Raw genomic sequence first — 21,023 nt, 5'->3', positions numbered from 1 at the left:
GGCGCTTCCCTTCGGTACTTCATTTTGTGTTGCTGTTGTTCTGTTCTTGCGTTTCCGACTCTATCAGATGCTTTCGTATCCGATTTCCCCGGCCGACGGGGCCGCCTTCCAGGTTTCCGCTTTCGCGTTTCCCTTTCCAGCGATTCCGACTCTACCAGACTCATTTCGGCTGTTCTGCCTCAAGAATTCTGGTGGCCTTCGGAGTGGCCTTTGCCTTTCGGCGGAACCGACTTTATCAGAAACACAAAGGTCCATTTAACGGACCTTCGTACAACTGGATGTCGGATCGAAGGGGCTCCACAGAGAGTCACTCTCCGTCGGGAGCCGCATAGATTTTCATGGTCACCCTCGGAACATCTCAACTCCGAGGCAACCGTTCTAATCTACCTCCCCACACAGACCGTGTCAATGTCTCTGTAGGGCGAAGAGGAGACTAACAGGTCCCGGACGCCTCATGCACATCAGGCGGCCACGGGGACCTCGGCGCTCCGGTCCGCGGCCTCCACGTCCCCGACCTCGCCCGCCCGTACCGCTCGGCCGCCGAGAACGTACACGTAAGCCAGGAAGGCGAGTTCGGCCACGACGCCGATGGCGATCCGGGCCCAGGTGGGCAGGCCGGACGGCGTCACGAAGCCCTCGATCACTCCCGACACGAACAGGACCAGCGCGAGTCCTACGGCCATGCCCAGCGCGGCGCGGCCCTGTTGGGCCAAGGCGGTGCGGCGGGACTGCGGGCCGGGGTCGATCACGGTCCAGCCGAGGCGGAGGCCCGTACCCGCGGCGATGAACACCGCCGTCAGTTCGAGCAGTCCGTGCGGAAGGATGAGTCCGAGGAAGGTGTCGAGGCGGCCGGCGGACGACATCAGGCCGATGCCGACTCCCAGGTTGAGCACGTTCGTGAAAAGGATCCAGATCACCGGGAGGCAGAGGAAGGCCCCCAGCACCAGACACATGGCCGCCGCCTGGGCATTGTTCGTCCAGACCTGGGCCGCGAAGGAAGCCGCCGGATGGCTGGAGTAGTACGTCTCGTACTCGCCGCCCGGCCGTGTCATCTGGCGCAGATCGTCGGGCGCGCCTATCGCGGACTGGATCTCGGGGTGCGTGCCTATCCACCAGCCGATCACCGAGGCCAGGAGTACGGACAGAACAGCGGTCGGGACCCACCAGTGCCTAGAGCGGTACACGGCCGCCGGAAAGCCGACCGTCAGGAAACGGGCCGCGTCGCGCCAGCCGGCGCGCCTGGTGCCGGTCACCGTGGCGCGGGCGCGGGCCACGAGCTGGGTGAGGCGCGTGGTGAGCATGGGGTCGGGTGCGACGGACTGGATCAGCGAGAGGTGGGTCGCCGTGCGCTGGTAGAGGGCGACAAGTTCGTCGGCTTCCACGCCGGTCAGCCGACGTCCGCGACGCAGGAGATGATCCAGGCGGTCCCACTCGGCACGGTGGGCTGTCACGAAGACATCGAGGTCCATGGTCGGCTGCTGCTCCAGGCGCTGGGTGCGTACGGTCCGTACTACTACGGCGCGTTGTGTGTCAGCTTGGCAGACTGAGGTCTCCAGCGGCAGGGATGGTCGGCGAAGGGTGGACATCGGTGAATGAGCTTGTGACCGGCGATGCGGTCGTACTGGGGCTGCGCCCGGCGAAGCTGCCGACCCGGGCCCTGGCGATCGCGATCGACCTCGTGCTGACGGTGGCCGTCTATCTGCTGGTGTTGATAGGCATCGGTCTTGCGAGCGGGTCGTTGGACGAGGCCGCCGTGATGGCACTGACCGTGGCGAGCTTCCTCCTGATCCTGGTGGGGGTGCCGATCGCCGTGGAGACCCTCAGCCACGGGCGTTCGCTGGGCAAACTGGCCTGTGGGCTGAGGGTCGTACGGGACGACGGTGGCCCCATACGGTTCCGGCACGCGCTCGTGCGCGGGGCGATGGGTGTGGTGGAGACCCTGGGGTCGTTCGGGGTCATCTCCTGCATCGCGTCGCTGGTGTCGGCGCGGGGACGGCGGATCGGCGATGTCTTCGCGGGGACCCTGGTCGTACGGGAGCGGGTGCCGAACACGCCGATGGCGGTTGTCCCGCCTCCCCCGCCGTGGCTTGTCGGGCGCTTCTCCGAGCTCGATCTGTCCGCTGTGCCGGACGGTCTGTGGCTGGCGATCCGTCAGTACTTGACGCGGATGACGCAGCTGGACCCGGCGGTGGGCTGGTCGATGGCGCAGCGGTTGGCGGAGGACCTGGTGGCGCGTACGGGGACGCCGTCGCCGGACGGTGTTCCTCCGGCCGCGTTCCTGGCGGCGGTGGTGAGCGAACGGCAGGCGCGGGACACCCGGCGGACCCTGGGTGGGTCCGGCTCCGCCGCCGCGCCCAGCGACTCCGCGCACCCGCCGGTGTCGGCGCACCCGCCTGTTTCCCCGCCCGTGTCCTATCCGGCGGCTCCTTCGCCGTTCTCCGCGCCCGTTTCCTCTCCGCCGCCGGCGCCCGCTCCCCGGGCCCCCGCGGCGGCACCCGCGCCCGCTCCCCCGGCTCCCGCGCCCGCCCCACAGCCCCCGGCCACCGGCTTCGCGCCGCCCGCCTGAGCCTGTTCGTTCAGGGCAGGGTCGAGGGGGGTGTCTCCAGGTCCTCCAGCTCGATGCCGGGCGCCGCGAGGACCACGTCACCGCTGAGGTGCACGGTGTGCTGTTCACCCGTGTCCAGGGCGCTGACCTGGTACTCGTCCACCATCAGGGGCCCGTTGTCAGTGGCGTGCGCTTCACTTGTCATCAAGGCCCAGGACTGGTCCAGCGTGCGGGGGGCGAGGACCGGGTCGGTGAAGGCCACGAGCCGGACGCGGGTCGCGGGCGCGCCGGGGCTGAGGCGCAGGAGACGTGCGGTAGCGACGAGAAAGGCGGGGGATGTGCCGGTGAAGGCGTGGGCGCCGACGTTGCCTTCGGTGGCGTGAACGCCGGAGGGGTCGGTACGGACCCACGTGACGCCGTCGAGGGCGGCGCCGCGGATCTGCCAGCTGGCGGCGTGCAGTTCGAGGCGGATGGGGCGGCCGAGTTCGTCGAGGGCCAGGTCGACGGAGCCGGCGTGGTCGCCGGCGGGGGTGGTGATCTGGGAGACGTAGCGCCAGCCGGACGGGCCGGGGGCGCAGTGGAAGTGTTCTTCGCCGAGAGGAGTGTGGTCGTGCGGGTCATGGAGCGAATAACGGCCGCGGGGCATGGGTCCTTCAGGTCTTTCCGGTACGCCGGGACGGTACGCCGGGGCTGATCGTGCGCCCTCCGGCGCGCACACGGGACAGGCCCCCGGCACGGGGGTGCGGGGGCCTGTCCGGTGAGGTGTTCGGGGTGCCGGTGCTTTCGTACGAGGGCGCCGGCGGGGTGGATCAGTAGCGGTAGTGGTCGGACTTGTACGGACCCTCGACGTCGACACCGATGTACGCGGCCTGCTCCGGGCGGAGCGTCGTGAGCTTCACACCGAGCGCGGCGAGGTGGAGGCGCGCGACCTTCTCGTCCAGGTGCTTCGGGAGCACGTAGACGTCGGTCGGGTACTCCTCCGGCTTGGTGAAGAGCTCGATCTGGGCCAGCGTCTGGTCCGAGAACGAGTTCGACATCACGAAGGACGGGTGGCCGGTCGCGTTGCCGAGGTTCAGCAGGCGGCCTTCGGAGAGGACGATCAGGGTCTTGCCGTCGGGGAACGTCCACGTGTGGACCTGCGGCTTGACCTCGTCCTTGACGATGCCGTCGATCTTCGCGAGGCCGGCCATGTCGATCTCGTTGTCGAAGTGGCCGATGTTGCCGACGATCGCCTGGTGCTTCATCTTGGCCATGTCCGAGGCCATGATGATGTCCTTGTTGCCCGTCGTGGTGACGAAGATGTCGGCGATGGAGACGACGTCGTCGAGCGTGGAGACCTGGTAGCCGTCCATGGCCGCCTGGAGCGCGCAGATCGGGTCGATCTCGGTGATGATCACGCGGGCGCCCTGGCCGCGGAGGGACTCGGCGCAGCCCTTGCCGACGTCGCCGTAGCCGAAGACGACCGCGACCTTGCCGCCGATCAGGACGTCGGTGGCGCGGTTGATGCCGTCGATCAGGGAGTGGCGGCAGCCGTACTTGTTGTCGAACTTGGACTTGGTGACCGCGTCGTTGACGTTGATCGCCGGGAAGAGGAGGGTGCCGTCGCGGTGCATCTCGTACAGACGGTGGACACCGGTGGTGGTCTCTTCGGTGACGCCGCGGATCTCGGACGCCAGCTTCGTCCACTTCTGCGGGTTCTCGGAGAGCGTGCGGTTCAGCAGGGTGAGGATGTACGCGTACTCCTCGCTGTCCGCCGTCGCCGGGTCCGGGGCCGCGCCGGCCTTCTCGAACTCGACGCCCTTGTGGACGAGGAGGGTGGCGTCACCACCGTCGTCGAGGATCATGTTCGGGCCGCCGGTGGGCGTGTTGGGCCACGTGAGGGCCTGCTCGGTGCACCACCAGTACTCCTCCAGCGTCTCGCCCTTCCAGGCGAAGACGGGGATGCCCTGGGGGTTCTCCGGGGTGCCCTTGGGGCCGACCGCGATGGCGGCGGCGGCGTGGTCCTGGGTGGAGAAGATGTTGCAGGACGCCCAGCGGACCTCGGCGCCGAGGGCGGCCAGGGTCTCGATGAGGACCGCGGTCTGGACGGTCATGTGCAGGGAGCCGGTGATGCGGGCGCCGGCCAGCGGCTGGGCCGCGGCGAACTCCTCGCGGATCGAGATCAGGCCGGGCATCTCGTGCTCGGCGAGGGTGATCTCCTTGCGGCCGAACTCGGCAAGCGAGAGGTCGGCGACTTTGAAGTCCTGTCGGTTGGCGACAGTCGTCATACGAGCTGCTCCTCGTGAAGGGTGGGTCGAGGGTGGGTGCGTTCGGCTGGCTCTGCGGTGTCCGGGCATACGAATGCCCGAGCACTCGCGGACCGGTCCGTCGGAGGCCCTCTCTCCCTCGGCCGGTCCGCGTGAGCGGGCCGCCCGACCGCCATCAGCAGCGACGTCTGGCTCTGGGCACGAATCTACACCGATCGGCCCAGCGGCCCACAGTCGATCAGGGAAGCGCTCCAGGGAAAGTCGAGCCGGGACGCCGCGTTCAGGCCGAGTTCAGGCCGTATTCCGGCCGTGTCGACAGCGTGTCAGGGGGTGGATCGGGGGGTGGGATCAGGAGGTGGGGTCAGGGGTGGTGCCGGGCGCGGATCCGGGGGTGTGCGCCGAGGTCGGGCCGCCGGGGTGCTTGGCCGGGTTGGTGCCGGCCGCGGCGGCCGTCTCGCTGTAGATGTCCGGCTCCAGGTAGATCACGCGGGCGATCGGGACGGCCTCGCGGATGCGGTTCTCGGCGGCGTTGATGGCCTGGGCGACCTCGCCGGCCGTGTCGTCGTGCTGGACCGCGATCTTGGCGGCGACCAGCAGTTCCTCCGGGCCGAGGTGGAGCGTACGCATGTGGATGATGCCGGTCACGACATCGCCGTCGACGAGGGCGGCCTTGATCTTCTCGACGTCGTCCGTGCCGGCCGACTCGCCCAGGAGCAGCGACTTCGTCTCGGCGGCGAGGACCAGGGCGATCACGATGAGGAGGATGCCGATGCAGAGGGTGCCGATGCCGTCCCAGACGCCGTCACCGGTGGCCAGGGCGATACCGACGCCGCAGAGCGCGAGGATCAGGCCGATCAGGGCGCCGAGGTCCTCCAGGAGGACGACGGGGAGTTCGGGGGCCTTCGCGCGGCGGACGAACTCCGTCCAGGAGAGGCTGCCGCGGGTGACGTTGGATTCCTTGATGGCCGTGCGGAAGGAGAACGACTCGGCGATGATCGCGAAGATGAGCACCCCGACGGGCCAGTACCAGGCCTCGATCTCGTGCGGGTGCTTGATCTTCTCGTAACCCTCGTAGATGGCGAACATGCCGCCGACGGAGAAGAGCACGATGGAGACGAGGAACGCGTAGATGTAGCGCTCGCGGCCGTAGCCGAAGGGGTGTTGCGGGGTGGCCTCGCGCTGCGCCTTCTTGCCGCCGAGGAGGAGCAGTCCCTGGTTGCCGGAGTCGGCGAGGGAGTGGACGCTCTCGGCGAGCATCGATGACGAGCCACTGAAGAGGAACGCCACGAACTTGGCTACTGCGATCGCGAGGTTGGCGGCGAGCGCCGCCACGATCGCCTTGGTTCCGCCTGACGCGCTCATGGGTGCCTGGAGTCCCTTCTTCGGTGGTGCGGCCCTGGCGCCGCGCCACGGCGGCACATTGTTGCAGCCGTCGGCGCGGTCACCCACTCAGACCACAACTGTTGCCCGGAATACGGTTCCGTCACCGGACAGTTCGGCTTTTTCTCCGGCCGCGACGAAGACCGAGCCGCCCGGGGTGAGGGTCAGGTCGTTGGCGCGGGGCGCGCCGGCCGTGCACAGGAGGATCTGGGGGGTGGGGGCGGTGAGGTCGCGCGGGGCGGCGCCCGGGGCCAGGAGGTAGCGGGACAGCCGGAATTCGTCGGTCGGCGTCTCGTACAGCTCCTCGCCGGTGGCGGAGGCCTCGGGGCGCAGGACGGCGGGTTCCGTCGTCTCGAAGCGCACGATGCGGAGGAGTTCGGGGACGTCGACGTGCTTGGGCGTGAGGCCGCAGCGCAGGACGTTGTCGGAGTTGGCCATGATCTCGACGCCCAGGCCGTTCAGATAGGCGTGCGGGACGCCGGCGCCGAGGAAGAGGGCCTCGCCGGGCTGGAGTTGGACGTGGTTGAGCAGCAGGGCGGCGATGACGCCGGGGTCGCCGGGGTAGTGGTGGGCGATCGAGACGTACGGGGTGTACGGGCCGCCGAGGCGTTCCGCGGCGACGGCGGCCTCGGCGACGGTGGCGGCCATGCCGGCCGGGTCCGCGGCGAGGACGGCGGTGAGGACCTCGCGCAGGGCGGCCTCCTGGGGGTGGGCGTGGAGGAGGTCGACGTACGGCTTGAGGGAGTCGACGTCGAGTCCGGCGAGGAGGTCGCCCGCCTCGTCCGGGGCGCGGAAGCCGCAGAGGCCGTCGAACGGGGTGAGGGCGCAGATCAGTTCGGGCTTGTGGTTGGCGTCCTTGTAGTTGCGCTCCGGGGCGCCGATCGGGACGCCGCGGCGCTCCTCGTCGGCGTACCCCTCCTTGGCCTGGGCCAGGTTGGGATGCACCTGGAGGGAGAGCGGGGAGCCGGCGGCGAGGAGTTTGAGGAGGAACGGCAGGCGGGGGCCGAACTTCTCGACCGTGGCCGCGCCCAGTTCCGCCGCGGGGTCGGTGTCGATGATCTCGTGCAGCGGCTGTTCCCCGGCGCCGCGGCCGCGGTCGGCGCGGGAGGGGGCGCCGGGGTGGGCGCCCATCCACATCTCGGCCTGGGGCTCGTCCGTGGGGGCGATGCCGAGCAGTTCCGGGATGGCGGTCGTGGAGCCCCAGGCGTAGGGGCGCACGGTGTTGGAGAGGCGGTCCATGGCTGTGTCCTTGTACGAGGGGAGGGGCCGAGGGAGAGGAGGGGCCGGCGGGAGAGGCCTGCGGGGAGGGCTCTCGTGTCGGTGAGCGGGGTGTTCAGGTCCTGGGGCGGTGGGTTCGCGTCATGCGGGGGCGCCGCCGGCCAGCGCCAGGTACACGGTGGCGAAGTCGGTGACGGCGATCAGTTCGGCGAGGGCTTCCAGCTCGGTGCCTTCGTCCGGTTCGAGTTCGCTGAGGGGGGTGTCGTGGCCGAGGGCCAGTTCGCGGGCGGCCGGGGCGGCGGTCAGGCCGCCGGCGGGGCGGTCGCGCAGCAGGACGATCCGGGGGCGCAGGGTCCGGGGGTCGTCGACCCGGTCGCGGAAGAAGTCGTCGGGGTCGGTCGCGCCGCCGGTCAGGTCGCCGGTGAGGAGGGCGCCGTGGGCGGGGAGCGCCTCGGGGAGTTCGGCGGCGAGGGCGGGGCGGCCGGTCAGTTCGGCCAGTACGGCGGCGAAGCGGCGGCCGGCCGGGGCGGTGGCGATGCCTTCGGTCCAGATCAGCGGGAGGCTGTCGGCCAGCTCGGCGGCGAGGGTCTTGGCGGGGTTGCTGTACGTCGCGATGGACGGGCCGCAGCGTTCCGCGGTGCGGTCGAGGCGGTCGGCGACGAGGTGGAGGGTCTCGGTCGGCGCGGTGAGCAGGCCCACGCGGTCGAGGAGAGCGAGCAGGGGGACGAGCAGGGCCCAGAGGGCGCCGGGGCCGGCGGCCGGGGTCGGCTCGGTCTCGTACTGCTCGCCGGGGGTGGTCGCCATCGGGACGAGGAGGCCGCGCGAACCGTCGACGGTCTCGCTGAGCGGGGAGCCCGCGGGGGCGACGGCGACGATGGTGCAGCCGCGGCGGTAGGCCTGCTCGGCGAGGAGGGCGAGGCCTGGTTCGCTGCCCTCGGTGGTGACGATGAGGAGCAGGTCCACGGGGCCGGCCCAGCCCGGCAGCGTCCAGCGGAGGGCGCCGGCGGCGGGGGCGACTCCGGTGGCGTGCAGGCGGGTCACGGGGGCGGTGGTGCCGGCGAGGGCGGTGATCAGTTCGGCGACGCCGGTGGCGGCGGTGCCGGAGCCCGCGATCAGTACGGCGCGGGGGCGGCCCTCGGGGTTGAGCTCGGTGACGCCGGCCTCTGCGGTGTGCCTCAGGGCGGTACGGACGCGGGCGCCGGCTTCCGCGGCACCGCGGAGGAGGCCGCGGCGGTCGGCGCGGGTCAGCGCGTCGGGGGCGTCGAGCAGCGACTCGTCGAGCATGGGAGTGGGCCTCCGATCACCCTGCGCGCTTGCGCGGGGCGCGCTTGTTCGTGTGGTGCGGTGCGCGTGTCGCGCTTGCGCGCGGTTCAGGCGGGGCGGCGGGCCTCGTCGACGAGGAGCACGGGGATGTCGTCCCTGACCGGGTAGGCGAGACCGCATTCCTCGGAGGTGCAGACCAGTTCGGGGGTGTCGGCGGTGGTGCGGTCGTTCAGGGGGGAGTGGCAGGCCGGGCAGGCGAGGATTTCGAGGAGGCCGGCTTCTAGCGGCATGGGGGTGGGGTCCCTTCGGGATGGGTGGATCTGGCCATGTCAGCGTACCGCTGGGGGGTGGGGGGGTGTGGCGGTGTACGGGTACGGGTGGGGGCGCCGCGGATCTTTGGGCGACGCGGTGCTTGGCGGGCGCCGCGGATCTTTGGGCGACGCCCCCGTGGTGTGCGGTTCCGTCCTCAAACGCCGGACGGGCTGGGATCGCCGCCGGACGGGGTGGGGGTGTCGTCGGACGGGGTTCGGATCAGTGTCAGGGCCTCGTCTCTGATTTTGGTCATCAGAGAGGTGTCGCGCGCCTCCACGTTCAGGCGCAGCAGTGGTTCCGTGTTGGAGGGACGGAGGTTGAACCACCAGTCCTTCGCCGTGATCGTCAGGCCGTCCAGGTCGTCCGTCGTCACTCCCTCGCGCGTCGCGAAGGCCGCCCGTACCGCTGCCGTGCGGGCCTGTTGGTCGTCGACCGTGGAGTTGATCTCGCCGGAGCCCGCGTAGCGGTCGTACGACGCCACCAGGTCCGAGAGGGTGCCGGGCTGGCCGCCCAGGGCCGCCAGGACGTGGAGGGCGGCGAGCATGCCCGTATCGGCGTTCCAGAACTCGCGGAAGTAGTAGTGCGCGGAGTGCTCGCCGCCGAAGACCGCGCCGGTCCTCGCCATCTCCTGCTTGATGAAGGAGTGCCCCACCCGCGTCCGCACCGGTCTGCCCCCGTGTTCCTTCACGACCTCGGGGACGGACCAGGACGTGATCAGGTTGTGGATGATCGTGCCGCCGGGGTGCTTGGCCAGCTCGCGCGCCGCCACCAGCGCCGTGATCGCCGACGGCGAGACGCCTTCGCCGCGCTCGTTCACGACGAAGCAGCGGTCCGCGTCGCCGTCGAAGGCCAGCCCCAGGTCGGCGCCTTCGGCCAGGACGCGGGCCTGGAGGTCCACCAGGTTCTTGGGGTCGAGGGGGTTCGCCTCGTGGTTGGGGAACGTGCCGTCCAGCTCGAAGTACATCGGCACCAGGTCCAGCGGCAGCCCGGCGAACACGGTGGGGACCGTATGACCCCCCATCCCGTTCCCCGCGTCCACGACCACCTTCAGAGGGCGGATCTCCGAGAGGTCGACCAGGGACAGCAGGTACGCCGCGTAGTCCGACAACGTGTCACGTTCTGTGATCGTTCCGGGAGAGGGAGAAGACGGGTTCTGGTGTGCGTGTGCCTCCTCCGCCAGCGTCGCCTCCACCCTCGCGCGGATCTCCGCCAGCCCCGTGTCCTGGCCCACCGGCGCCGCGCCCGCCCGGCACAGCTTGATGCCGTTGTACTTCGCCGGATTGTGCGACGCCGTGAACATCGCCCCCGGCAGTCCCATGTCCCCCGACGCGAAGTACAGCTGGTCCGTGGAGCAGAGGCCGATGATCGTGGCGTCCGCGCCGCGTGAGACCGCTCCCCGCGCGAAGCTCGCCGCCAGCCCCGGCGACGACGGGCGCATGTCGTGGCCGATCACGATCGCCCCGGCCTCGGTGACCTCCACAAAAGCCGCGCCGAACAGCTCCGCGAGCCGGTCGTCCAGCTGATCCGGATACAGCCCACGCACGTCATAGGCCTTCACGATCTGCGACAAGTCCGCCACGAGCCACCCCTCCTGAGTTCGGTGCGCCGGTACCGCGCCCCGGCCGTACCTCTGCGATCGGCTCAAACTACCCGTACAGGACGGTGTACTCGTTGTCGATCGCGTTACGGAACCGTCCGCTCACGGAAGTGGACGCTTCCGTTCACGGAAGCATCCACCCCAGGACCGCCGTGCTCTGCCCCACCACGATCAGGCACATCACCAGCAACAGGCCCAGACTCCACGGCAGCACCTTGCGCAGCAGATCCCCCTCCTTCCCCGCCAACCCCACCGCCGCACACGCGATGGCCAGGTTCTGGGGCGAGATCATCTTGCCCAGCACTCCCCCGGAACTGTTCGCCGCCGCCAGCAGCTCCGGTGACAGGCCCGACTCCCGTGCCGCCGTGACCTGGAGGGCGCCGAACAGCGCGTTGGCCGAGGTGTCCGAGCCGGTGACCGCGACCCCGAACCACCCCAGGATCGGCGAGAGGAACGCCAGCCCGGCGCCGGCCGCCGCGACGAAGTGGCCGATGGTGGCCGCCTGTCCGGACAGGTTCATGACGTACGCGAGGGCCAGTACGGAGGTGACGGTGAGGATCGCGTACCGCAACTCGTGCACCGTCGCCGCCCACTCCCGCGCCGCGTCCGCCGCCCGTACCCCCAGGACCCCCGCCGTGAACAGGCCCGCGAGGAGTACGAGCGTCCCGCCGGTCGCGACGAGGGGCAGCGAGAAGACGTTGGCGCCGACCGGCTTCCCGTCCGCGTCCGAGACGTCCAGGAAGGGCCAGTCGAAGACCTGGGTCGCCTTCGCCAGCACGTCCTTGACCGGCGGGATCTGGGCGATCGAGAAGATGACCACGATCAGGGCGTACGGCGCGTAGGCGCGCAGCACTTCGCGGCGCGGGTCCTCCTCGTCGAGGTCCTCGCTCCGTACGCCCGTGAGGACCGCGACCCGTACCTCCTCGCGCGCCGGCTCACGCGCGGAGGGCACCGCGACCAGTGCCGCCGCGCCCGCCAGCGCCGCCGCGATGTCGGCGAGTTGGGCGGAGACGAAGTTCGAGGCGGCGAACTGGGCGGCGGCGAAGGCGACTCCGCAGGCGAGCGCGGGCAGCCACGTCTCGCGCAGCCCTCGGCGCCCGTCGACCAGCCCGACCAGCACCAGCGGCACGACCAGCGCGAGCAGCGGTGTCTGCCGCCCCACGACCGAGGCGACGGTGTCCAGGGGCAGCCCGGTGACCTGCGCGAGAGTGACGACCGGGGTGCCCATCGCGCCGAAGGCGACCGGCGCGGTGTTGGCGACGAGCGCGACGACGGCCGCCTTGACCGGGTCGAAGCCGAGCGCGACCAGCATCACGGCGGAGATCGCGACCGGCGCCCCGAACCCGGCGAGCGCTTCGAGCAGCGCGCCGAAACAGAAGGCGACCACGAGCGCCTGGATCCGCGGATCGTCGGAGAGGCGTCCGAAGGAACGCCGCAGGATGTCGAAGTGGTGGGTGCGGACCGTCATCCGGTACACCCAGAGGGCATTGACCACGATCCACATGATCGGGAAGAGCCCGAAGAGCACACCCTGCGCGCCGGCGGAGAGGGTCTGGCCGAGCGGCATCCCGAAGGTGAGCCAGCCGACGAGCACGGCGACGGTGAGACCGGTCAGCCCCGCCCGGTGCGCCTTGACCCGCAGGCCGCCGAGCAGGATCAGCACGGCGGCCAGGGGAAGGGCGGCGACCAGGGCGGAGAGCGCGAGCGAGCCGCCGACGGGTTCAAGTCGCTGGTCGAACGCCAACTGCTGTACGGACGGAGATACGGACGGAGATACGGACACAACGGGTACGGCCACCACAGTCCTCCGAATTCCGCGATACGGAAACTGAATCTCTCAGCGGTGGAGGAATGGTCATGCCCACGACAAGCGGAGGTCAATGGAACGGGCAGGAACTGTGGCACGGCGAAACAGCGGGGGAAGCGGGAGTCAGGACTCCGGCGAACGCAGCACCCTCAGATGTCCGCGCCGCCCCACCTCGACCGGATCGGCCCCCCGCGCCCCCTTGCCACCGCTCCCGGCGGCACGCTCCTGGGGCCTGGCGGCTTCCCGTACGGCGTTCGCGAGGGCCTCCAGGTCGTCACCGCTCGGGCGCGCCGGGGCCGTGCCGTCCGTCAGGCGGACGACCTCCCAGCCGCGCGGAGCGGTCAGCCGCTCGCTGTGTTCCGCACACAGGTCGTAGCAGTGGGGCTCGGCATAGGTGGCGAGCGGGCCGAGGACCGCGGTCGAATCGGCATAGACGTACGTCAGTGTCGCGACAGCGGAACGGCCGCACGCGGTGCGCGAACAGCGACGTACAGGGCTCACGACGTTGGACGGTACCGCACTCTTGAGCGGGCCGCGACGACTCTCCACCAGGTCACTCGCCCGTGTCGCGCTGTGACATCCGGCACAAGCGCCCCAGGAGTAACTGCCCTGACCTGCGCGGGAAGATGCGTGAGCGGGCGGCGACAGCCCGTGACACAGTCATCACTTGGGGCAAATCCCGTCAAGGACGGCAAGGTCGGCGATCGCGCGACCCCATGTAAATGAGCCCAAGCTTGGCCGGAATGCTCAATATGCGACATGGGGGCCGCGGGGGGCCGGAGCCGCGGTCGCCGGGGCGCGGAGAGAGCTACCCTGCGTCAGTGATGGACAGTCCTGTACCGCCCCGCCCGACCGAGCCCCGGCCGCGTCGCCGCGACCGCCACGGCCGAGGTATGCGTGGGCCCGTCGCCCCGCCCCAGGTGCCCCTCTCCGCCAGCCGCTCGGAGACGTTCCGTGATCTTGTACGGGACTCCGTGGACCGGCTGGAACGGCGCTGGCCCCAGTTGGCCGAGGTCGAGTTCCTGGTCCTGGACGTGCCCGGCACGCAGGACGAGTCCGTACCCCTGGGGAGTTCGGTCTCGGCGGGCAAGGACCACCCGGCGCGCATCATGGTCTACCGGCGCCCGGTGGAGATCCGCACCAAGAACCGCGACGAGCGCGCGCTCCTGGTCCACGAGGTGGTGGTGGAGCAGGTCGCCGAACTGCTGGGCCTGGCGCCCGAGTCGGTGGATCCGCGGTACGGCCAGGAATGAGCCGGGCCCTCTGACGAAGGCGCCGCCTCTTAAGGAGGCGGTGTCTCTCCGGCTCCTCAGGCTCCGGCGTCCGCCTCCTTGGAGCCGATATGTCCCACCTCCTTGGAGTTGATACGTCCCACCTCCTTGGAGTCGATACGTCCCACCGGGGCCGCATCCGCCTCCAGCGCGTCACGCGCCGCCTGCCAGGCGGGATCCCCCGGGTGGAGCGCGGTGCGGAGGTAGGCCCAGGTGAGCCGCTGGACCGCCGCCACCCGCCCGGGATTCTCGTCCGTCGTCTCGGCGACGTCGTAGCCGGAGACCCCGCCCAGCCCGTGCTCCGCGCCGAACAGCGTGAGCAGGGACTTGCGGCCCGGGGAGAGGGTGTACGGATCGACGTGCCAGTCCGCGCCCGCGACCGTCAGGTGGGCGGAGGTGTCCCGGTCGCCGGCGACCACCAGCGTCGGCGTCGTCATCGCCGAGAAGTCCGCGGTCAGGAAGAAGGGGTAGTTCTCGGCCACGGACTCGGTGAGGGCGTCGCCGCCCCTGCCGGGCGCGGCGAGCAGGACACCCGCCTTGACGCGGGCGTCGGCGAGGTCCACCTCCGTACCGTCGTCCGGATCGGTGAGCCGGGCGCCCAGCAGCAGGCTCGCGGTGTGCCCGCCCATCGAGTGCCCGGCCACGGCGACCCTGCTCCGGTCCAGGCGCCCGAGGAGCTGCGGAACGGCGGCCTCGATCACGTCGAAGTGATCCAGGACGTGCTTCATGTCCTCCACCCGCGAACGCCAGAACATGGGCGCTCCCGGGGTGCCGGGGTCCAGGTCCAGCGTCCGTGAGCTGAGGTGGGTGGGCTGGATCACGGCAAAGCCGTGCGCCGCCCAGAAGTTGACGAGGGGGGCGTAGCCGTTCAGCGAGGAGAGGTGGTTCGAGTGGCCCTGGCCGTGCGAGAGGAGGATGACCGGCAGGTCGCTCCCGGTCACGGGGGCGGAGACCCGTATCTCCAGGTCCACGGGCCGGCCGGGGACCGGCAGCACCACCGGGCCGACCGACAAAACGGGGGCGGGCGGGTCGGGGAGGTCGGCCGGGAACGTCGGTGCGTACGTCGATGCGCTCATGATGCGGAGGTCCCTTCCATGGACGGCTCACTGGGCAGCCGGAAGCAGTCATGACGGCCGCTTTCGGCTAGGCTGAAAGCGGAACGTTGTTCCAATTACGATACGGAACACGGTTCCGCTTTGTCAAAGGCCGCCATGGGGCCGTCATGGATCGTCAGAGGTCGTCAAAGGTCGTTCAAAGGCCGCCGGAAGGAGAGCGTGGTGCCCCGTACGAGCCCGTCAGGGGAGGTACCGGCCCGGAGCAAGCGGGCCGACGCGCAGCGCAATCAGCAGACGCTGCTCACCGCGGCCGCCGAGGTGTTCGTCACCTCCGGCGTCGACGCGCCGATCCGCGAGATCGCGGCCAGGGCGGGCGTCGGGCTGGGAACGATCTACCGCCACTTCCCGACGCGGGCGGACCTGGTCGTCGCCGTCTACCGCCACCAGGTCGAGGCGTGCGCCGAGGCAGGACCGGGCCTGCTGGAGAGTGCCGGCTCTCCGCTCTCGGCGCTGCGCCAGTGGGTCGACCTCTTCGTGGACTTCCTCGTCACCAAGCACGGGCTCGCCAACGCGCTGCAATCGGACAGCGGCGGCTTCGACGCCCTGCACACGTACTTCCTCGACCGCCTGGTGCCCGTCTGCGGGCAGCTGCTCGACGCGGCGGTCGGCGCGGGTGAGATCAGCCCGGGAACCCAGCCCTACGAGCTGATGCGCGGGGTCGGCAACCTCTGCGTCGGACGGGACAGCGATCCGCGCTACGACCCGCGCCGGCTGGTCGGCCTGCTCCTCCGGGGACTGGAGCGCCCCCGGGAGTCCTGAGCGGGCCGACCGGACAATCCTCTAGTCACCGAGGATCGACAGATCCTCCTTGGCCTTCGGTACGTACACCGTCCCCCGGTCGTCCGGCAGCGTCTGGACCGTGAACATCGGGACCCCGTCCTCCGGCAGCGCCAGCATGCGCGCCGCGTGGACCGGACCGCCCGACTGCGGCTCGACCGTCAGCGCGTACTGGCCCTTCAGCCCGCCCGGCACCGGCGGCGTGACGTCCAGGGTCGTACCCGCCTTGACGGTGTACGTCTTCTCCGCCGGTTCGCCCCCGCCACTGCCTGCCGAGGCGACGACCTTCACCGTCGCCGCCGCCCCCGGCGCGGTCAGGGAGAGCGTGGAGCCCTTCGCGCGGTTGTCGGCCACACTCGCGCGGGCCGTGATGGGACCGGTCGCGGGGATGAACGCGATCTCCTGATTACCGCCCTTGCCCCGTACGACCCGCAGCGCCGCGACCACCGGCGTCGGGCTGTTGCTCTGCGTCGGGCTGATGATCAGCGAACCCGCTTCGCCCTTGGTGACGTCGGCCAGGTCCAGCGACGCGGTCATCTTCGACTTGACGTGCAGGCTCTCCTTGCCGGCCGGGGTGATCGTGCCGTCGGCGCCCGCCAGTTGGACCTTCAGGTCCGCGTCCTCCGCGCCGGGCGCGAAGGCCACCAGCCGGACGTCGGTCGCGTCCTTCGGGATACCCGGGAGCACCAGCGTGCCCGCGGGGTCCGCGGAGGTCGTCAGCCAGTCGCTGCCCGCCGTGTCGTCGGCCGCGCGGACCGCGGCGCCGACCCGGCCGGTACGGGTGCTGACATGGACGGTCACGTCCTCGACCGCCTCCGGGGTCAGCGTGGAGAGCAGCACCGGGACGCTGGAGCGGGCCGGTACCGGAATGCCCTCGCCCGCCTCGGACTTGAGCGCGCCGTTCTTCCCGTACAGCTCGATGTCGACCACGGCGGCGCTGTCGTCCGGGTTGGTGAGGTGGACGTAGTCCTGCCGGGACTTCTCCGTACTGGCCCCGGGGAACCAGAAGTCGGTGTCGGGCGCGGTGCAGGACAGCCCGAGCAGGCCGCGCGCGCCGCCCACCGAGTCCACGGTGGACTGCTGGGTGGTCCAGCCGGGGGCGAGGCGGCCGGTGGCCGTGCCGACCAGGGCCGGGGTGTCGGCGCCGTCCGCGGTCTTGGAGACGGGGGCGCCGGGCGCCTTCACGGCGAGGAACGCCTTCGCCGGCGCGTCGGCCTTCTTGTCGCCGGCCTTCTCCGTGTCGCCCTTCTCGTCCTTCTTCTCGTCCTTCTTCTCGTCCTTTTTGTCGTCCGTCACGGGGGCGTCCGGGTCCGCCGACGTGACGGGGGACGCCACCAGTTCGGCCGTGCCCGTCGTGCTCCCGCCCGGCGTGTCACCCGCCGGGGTGTAGGAGGTGTACGTCGTGTCCGCGAGGTCCGAGACGCTCGGCGCGGGGCAGACCAGGCTGGTCCGCTCCACGGGGAGCAGCTTCGGCGCCGCCGTCGCCGCCGTCTTCCCGTCGTCGGCGGCCGGCGCGGACAGGGAGGCGAATCCGGTGACCGCCGCGAGGGCGGTCGCGGCCGCGATCAGGGAGAGAGTCGTACGGTTCACTGGTCGGTGCTCCCGTCGGGGCGCGGACGCCGCTCGTTGTCAGGGCCCTCGGGGGACGGCTGCTGCCCGTAGCCGTACGGGTCGTAGAGAGCGGGGTCGTACGGCGGGGGCTGCTGCCCCTCCTCGTACGTTCCCTGCTGGTACGGGTACTGCTGCTGGTCCGGGTACGGCTGGGCGGGGTACTGCTGGTCCCCGTACTGCTGCTGGTCCGGATACTGCTGCTGGTCGGGGTACGCCTGCTGGTCCGGGTACGGCTGGTACGGCTGCTGGTACTGGTCGCCCTGGTACTGCTCGGCCGGGTAGGTCTCCCCCTGGAACTGGTCACCCTGGTAGGCCGCGTACTGCGGTTCCACGTACGCCTGGCCGTCCCACTCGCCGTACGCCTGCTGCTGCGGCACCGCCGCGTAGGGGTCGGGGCCGGGAGGCGCGGAGGGCACCGGAGGTACGCCGGGCACGTCACCCGGCTCCTGAACCGGCTGCCGCTGCTCCGGCAGACCGAGCCGGTCGGGCGTCTCCCCTGTGTCGACCGCCCCCGAGGCGTCCGTCTCGCCGGAGGTCTCCCCCTCGGCCTCCGCCGCCGCCCGCAGCCTGCGCGCCCTGCGGCCCTCGCCCTCGACCGCCTGCGCCGGGACCGCGAGCTCCTCCTCGGGCAGGTCGTCGTCGATCTCCCGGCGGCGCCCCGGCAGGGCGAGCACCAGCAGGACCACGGCGAGCGCGCCCTGCGCCCAGATCCACGCGGTGTGGGTGAACGGGTCCTCGTACGTGAGGTCGAGCCGGCCACCGGCGGCGGGCAGTTCGAAGCCCTGCGCCCAGCCGTCGACGGTCTGCTTGACCAGGGGTTTCCCGTCGAGGGTGGCCTGCCAGCCCTCGGCGGCGCGGTCCGCGATGCGCAGCACCCGTCCCGCCGGGCCCGCCGGGACGGTGGTGTGCGCCTCGACCGGACCCGCGGCCACGGCCAGCGGTTCGCCGCCGGCCTTGCCGTCGGCGCTGTTGACGATCGTGGCCCGGGAGATCTGGCGGTCGACGCGCCACAGCGCGCTGCCGTCCAGCTGGCTCAGCCGGCTCAGACCCGGCGTGGCGTCCAGTACGCGGCCCATCTCGCGCGGCGCGCCGTCCCGTACGAGCACATAGCGGATCGCGTACCCGCTGAGCTGCTGCGTCTGGTCGGCGCCCGATCCCGCGACCAGGTTCGCGACGACCTTGTCGAGTCCCTGGTCGCTGCCGCCCGACGCGGTCAGCTCGGCGTCGCCGAGGCGGCTGCCTGAGCCGCGGACCAGGGCGTACGAGACCTCGGCGGTGGTGGTGCCGTCGAGGACGAGGGTGCGGGGCTGGTCGCGGGTGATGGACTCCTCGGCGACAAACGCGGGCACCTGGACCGGGTCGCGGCGCTCCAGCGGTCCTGCGGCGCCGCTGATCATCCAGCCGAAGACGGACAGCAGCGGGGCGACGGCCGCCGCGAGGGCGATGAGGGCGGCGACGGGCTGGCGCCAGCCGAAGCTCAGGGCGGTGACCCGTTCGCGCGCGCCCTCCGCGCCGACGACGGCGGCGGCGATCAGAGCGAGGCCGTAGACGAGGGTGGCGGGACCGGCCCAGCCGGAGTTATTGGTGACGACGGAGAAGACCAGCCCGACGACCGCCACGACCCAGGCCGCGCGGACGGCGAACTGCCGCTCCCCGCGCAGCAGGGCGGCGAGCGCGGCCAGGACGACGCCCAGGAGCACGATCCCGCCGACCGCCTTGGGGCCGCCGGGGCTCATGCCGAGCAGATCGAGGGCGGAGGCCGATCCCGTACCGAACTCCAGGCCCGCTTCCCGCAGCAGGGCGGAGGGGTCGGTCAGCAGGGAGAGGGACCAGGGCGCCAGGATCAGAAGAGGGGTGCCGAGGGCGGCGAGGACCCGGACGCCGTACGCGGCGAGGTCGTGACGCCGCAGCACCAGGACGCCGATGCCGAGCACCACGGCCAGCGGCCAGGCGACGGGGGTGAAGGCGGTCACGAGCGTCAGCAGGAAGGCGTAGGCCCAGGTGGCGCGCCAGCTGCCCCGTACCGGAGCCTCCGGCTTGTCCTGCCACTCGTCGTCCTCGTCGTCGGCGCCGCCACGCGAGCCGCCGCCCGCGCCGGACCGCAGGCCGTACGCGCCGACCGCCGCGCGGGCGATCAGGGGCAGCAGGACGGCCAGCACGGCCGTGCCGAGGCGTCCGGTGGCCAGGGCGCCGGTCGCGGCGGGCAGGAAGGCGTACGCGACGCTCGCCCAGGCCCGCAGGAGCCGCGACTCGGTGAGGGGCCGGGAGGCGAAGTAGGCGGTGACGCCGGCGAGTGGCACCGAGCAGACGAGCAGGAGCGTCAGCGCGAAGCCGGTGGAGCCGAGGAACAGCGCGGAGAGGGCGGCCAGGACGGCGAGGTAGGGCGGTGCGGTCTGGGTGCCGCCCGTACCGACCGGGTGCCAGCTGTCCGCGTACCGGGACCAGAGGTCCGAGACGTCGCCGGGGGCGGGCAGCAGGGCGCCGCCGGCCAGTGCGCCGCCGCCGAGCAGCGAGCGGCAGGCGACGAGCGAGACGAGCAGCAGGACCGCGAAGAGTACGGGTCCGGGCTTGTGGGCCAGCTTCTTGAGCCGGGCGAACTGCTCGACCTCCATGAAGTCGGCGTCCTCGCCCCCGGGGCCCGACTCGACGACGCCGTGGCGTGAGCCGCCCGCGTCGGTGTCGGTGTCCCGGCCGAGGCTGCCGGCGATCTGTTCGACGGTCGCGCGGATGGTGGCGCCGGGGGGCGGGAAGAGGGGGCGCAGTTCGGAGGCCTCGGCGACCCCTTTGCCCCGCGCGCGCCGGGCGCCCAGGATCCGTCCGGGGCGCAGCAGGGTGCCGAAGAGCCCCATGACCTCGTCCACGGCCTGGCCCGGCACCTTGCCCACGAGATAGGCGACGGTGCGCAGCAGGGTGCCGAGGACCAGCCGGAAGAACACGAACGGGAGGACGGCGGCCCGCGCGTTGACGAGCATGGTGTAGACGGCGCCGGCCTTGTCGACCCGGTGCGGGTTGACGACGGAGCGTCCGGCGCAGTCGACCGTACGGCGCTCCCTGGCGGCGGCCTCCGCGTGCCGCATGACGGCGTCGGGGGCGACGAGCACGCGGTGTCCGGCGGCGTGCGCGCGCCAGCACAGGTCGACGTCGTCGCGCATGAGCGGGAGGGCGCGGTCGAAGCCGCCGAGTTCGTCCCAGACGTCGCGTCTGATGAGCATGCCGGCGCTGGAGACGGAGAGGACGGTACGGACCTGGTCGTGCTGGCCCTGGTCCTGTTCGCGCCGGTCGAGGCCGGTCCAGCGGCGTCCGCTGTTGGCGATGGAGACGCCGACTTCCAGCAGCTGCTTGCGGTCGTACCAGCCGCGGAGTTTGGGGCCGACGACGGCGGCGTACTGGTCGGAGTCGGCGACGCGCAGCAGTTCGGCGAGGGCGCCGGGGTCGGGCGCGCAGTCGTCGTGGAGGAGCCAGAGCCACTGGACCGGTTCGCCGTGGGGCAGTTCCGGCAGGTCGTACGTGTCGTCGCGCCACGTCCTGGTCTCGGGGTCCCAGCCGCTGGGCCGCTTCAGGTACGGCAGGTCGTCGGGGGTGAGCGTCCCCGCGGCGTGCACGGCCTCCTCGACCGCCGTACCAAATCCGGACCTGCGGGCCAGATGCAGCACCCGGTCGTCGCCGAGTGACTCGGTGAGCAGCTGGGCGGAGTCGTCGGCGCTGCCGGTGTCGGCGGCCATGACGTTCTGTACGGGCCGTTCCTGGCCCAGCAGCCCGGCGAGGGCGTCGGGCAGCCAGCGCGCACCGTCGTGGGCGACGAGCACCGCGGTCACGACGTGGCGCGGGAACTCGGGTGCGGTGGCGGGAACGAACGCGGCGTTGGTGGGGGACATTGAGGT

General features: G+C 71.5%; 16 protein-coding genes. 3 read left to right on the top strand and 13 right to left on the bottom strand.

All coding sequences use genetic code 11. From position 1 onward, the window contains the following. Nucleotides 1-461: 461 nt before the first annotated feature. Complete coding sequence (locus ACIO1C_RS21335; RefSeq protein WP_401865789.1) at nt 462-1,469, bottom strand: stage II sporulation protein M; 1,008 nt, start codon at nt 1,467-1,469, stop codon at nt 462-464. A 119-nt stretch (nt 1,470-1,588) separates the two neighbouring features. On the opposite strand from ACIO1C_RS21335, the gene ACIO1C_RS21330 reads away from it, so the two are divergent. Then, nucleotides 1,589-2,566 carry an RDD family protein gene (locus tag ACIO1C_RS21330; protein ID WP_401865787.1) on the top strand — a complete coding sequence of 326 codons (978 nt, stop codon included), beginning with the start codon at nt 1,589-1,591 and terminating at the stop codon, nt 2,564-2,566. Between the two features lie 10 nt (nt 2,567-2,576). On the opposite strand, the gene ACIO1C_RS21325 is transcribed toward ACIO1C_RS21330, so the two are convergent. The 9 genes from ACIO1C_RS21325 to ACIO1C_RS21285 form a co-directional block, all read right to left on the bottom strand. Continuing rightward, on the bottom strand, nt 2,577-3,191 hold the full coding sequence (locus ACIO1C_RS21325; RefSeq protein ID WP_401865785.1) for a hypothetical protein: 615 nt from the start codon (nt 3,189-3,191) through the stop codon (nt 2,577-2,579). A 163-nt stretch (nt 3,192-3,354) separates the two neighbouring features. Then, nucleotides 3,355-4,812, bottom strand: coding sequence for an adenosylhomocysteinase (gene ahcY, locus ACIO1C_RS21320; RefSeq protein ID WP_401865783.1), 1,458 nt, complete (start codon nt 4,810-4,812; stop codon nt 3,355-3,357). Between the two features lie 327 nt (nt 4,813-5,139). Next, the gene (locus ACIO1C_RS21315) at nt 5,140-6,153 is read right to left on the bottom strand and encodes a cation diffusion facilitator family transporter (RefSeq protein ID WP_401865781.1); all 1,014 of its coding nucleotides are present in this window, start codon (nt 6,151-6,153) and stop codon (nt 5,140-5,142) included. An 87-nt stretch (nt 6,154-6,240) separates the two neighbouring features. Continuing rightward, complete coding sequence (gene manA / locus ACIO1C_RS21310) at nt 6,241-7,410, bottom strand: mannose-6-phosphate isomerase, class I (RefSeq protein WP_401865779.1); 1,170 nt, start codon at nt 7,408-7,410, stop codon at nt 6,241-6,243. A 120-nt stretch (nt 7,411-7,530) separates the two neighbouring features. Then, nucleotides 7,531-8,673, bottom strand: a complete 1,143-nt coding sequence (locus tag ACIO1C_RS21305; RefSeq protein ID WP_401865777.1) for an SIS domain-containing protein — start codon at nt 8,671-8,673, stop codon at nt 7,531-7,533. Between the two features lie 86 nt (nt 8,674-8,759). Beyond that, entirely contained in the window at nt 8,760-8,942 is a 183-nt protein-coding gene (locus tag ACIO1C_RS21300; protein ID WP_401865775.1) for a Trm112 family protein, read from the bottom strand. 176 nt (nt 8,943-9,118) lie between these two features. Then, complete coding sequence (locus ACIO1C_RS21295; protein ID WP_401865773.1) at nt 9,119-10,543, bottom strand: phosphomannomutase/phosphoglucomutase; 1,425 nt, start codon at nt 10,541-10,543, stop codon at nt 9,119-9,121. Nucleotides 10,544-10,685: 142 nt separating this feature from the next. Continuing rightward, a complete protein-coding gene (locus tag ACIO1C_RS21290) occupies nt 10,686-12,305 on the bottom strand; it encodes an L-lactate permease (RefSeq protein ID WP_401865843.1) in 1,620 nt (539 codons plus the stop codon). Between the two features lie 186 nt (nt 12,306-12,491). Continuing rightward, entirely contained in the window at nt 12,492-12,917 is a 426-nt protein-coding gene (locus ACIO1C_RS21285) for a DUF3499 domain-containing protein (protein ID WP_327236361.1), read from the bottom strand. 275 nt (nt 12,918-13,192) lie between these two features. Here ACIO1C_RS21285 and ACIO1C_RS21280 point away from each other — a divergent pair, with 275 nt between their 5' ends. Beyond that, nucleotides 13,193-13,621, top strand: a complete 429-nt coding sequence (locus ACIO1C_RS21280; protein WP_167037310.1) for a metallopeptidase family protein — start codon at nt 13,193-13,195, stop codon at nt 13,619-13,621. A 56-nt stretch (nt 13,622-13,677) separates the two neighbouring features. Here ACIO1C_RS21280 and ACIO1C_RS21275 read toward each other — a convergent pair whose 3' ends face one another. After that, complete coding sequence (locus tag ACIO1C_RS21275; RefSeq protein WP_401865771.1) at nt 13,678-14,715, bottom strand: alpha/beta hydrolase family protein; 1,038 nt, start codon at nt 14,713-14,715, stop codon at nt 13,678-13,680. A 201-nt stretch (nt 14,716-14,916) separates the two neighbouring features. On the opposite strand from ACIO1C_RS21275, the gene ACIO1C_RS21270 reads away from it, so the two are divergent. Next, entirely contained in the window at nt 14,917-15,513 is a 597-nt protein-coding gene (locus ACIO1C_RS21270; protein WP_401865769.1) for a TetR/AcrR family transcriptional regulator, read from the top strand. Nucleotides 15,514-15,534: 21 nt separating this feature from the next. On the opposite strand, the gene ACIO1C_RS21265 is transcribed toward ACIO1C_RS21270, so the two are convergent. Then, nucleotides 15,535-17,121: a DUF5719 family protein gene (locus ACIO1C_RS21265; protein WP_401865767.1), complete on the bottom strand. Its 1,587-nt coding sequence runs from the start codon at nt 17,119-17,121 to the stop codon at nt 15,535-15,537. Continuing rightward, nucleotides 17,118-21,017 carry a glycosyltransferase gene (locus tag ACIO1C_RS21260; protein WP_401865765.1) on the bottom strand — a complete coding sequence of 1,300 codons (3,900 nt, stop codon included), beginning with the start codon at nt 21,015-21,017 and terminating at the stop codon, nt 17,118-17,120. Before ACIO1C_RS21260 ends, ACIO1C_RS21265 begins: the two co-directional genes overlap by 4 nt. Between the last annotated feature and the right edge of the window lie 6 nt (nt 21,018-21,023).

Source organism: Streptomyces sp. NPDC087420, assembly GCF_044744165.1.
Classification (GTDB): domain Bacteria; phylum Actinomycetota; class Actinomycetes; order Streptomycetales; family Streptomycetaceae; genus Streptomyces.
Note: the sequence above shows the minus strand (reverse complement) of the source record. Positions and strands in the feature narration are given on the sequence as shown.

Coding starts and splice junctions, on each gene's coding strand:
- ACIO1C_RS21335 (WP_401865789.1), bottom strand. CDS start 1,469: ATGGACCTCGATGTCTTCGTGACAGCCCACCGTGCCGAGTGGGACCGC.
- ACIO1C_RS21325 (WP_401865785.1), bottom strand. CDS start 3,191: ATGCCCCGCGGCCGTTATTCGCTCCATGACCCGCACGACCACACTCCT.
- ahcY (WP_401865783.1), bottom strand. CDS start 4,812: ATGACGACTGTCGCCAACCGACAGGACTTCAAAGTCGCCGACCTCTCG.
- ACIO1C_RS21315 (WP_401865781.1), bottom strand. CDS start 6,153: ATGAGCGCGTCAGGCGGAACCAAGGCGATCGTGGCGGCGCTCGCCGCC.
- manA (WP_401865779.1), bottom strand. CDS start 7,410: ATGGACCGCCTCTCCAACACCGTGCGCCCCTACGCCTGGGGCTCCACG.
- ACIO1C_RS21305 (WP_401865777.1), bottom strand. CDS start 8,673: ATGCTCGACGAGTCGCTGCTCGACGCCCCCGACGCGCTGACCCGCGCC.
- ACIO1C_RS21300 (WP_401865775.1), bottom strand. CDS start 8,942: ATGCCGCTAGAAGCCGGCCTCCTCGAAATCCTCGCCTGCCCGGCCTGC.
- ACIO1C_RS21280 (WP_167037310.1), top strand. CDS start 13,193: ATGGACAGTCCTGTACCGCCCCGCCCGACCGAGCCCCGGCCGCGTCGC.
- ACIO1C_RS21275 (WP_401865771.1), bottom strand. CDS start 14,715: ATGAGCGCATCGACGTACGCACCGACGTTCCCGGCCGACCTCCCCGAC.
- ACIO1C_RS21260 (WP_401865765.1), bottom strand. CDS start 21,017: ATGTCCCCCACCAACGCCGCGTTCGTTCCCGCCACCGCACCCGAGTTC.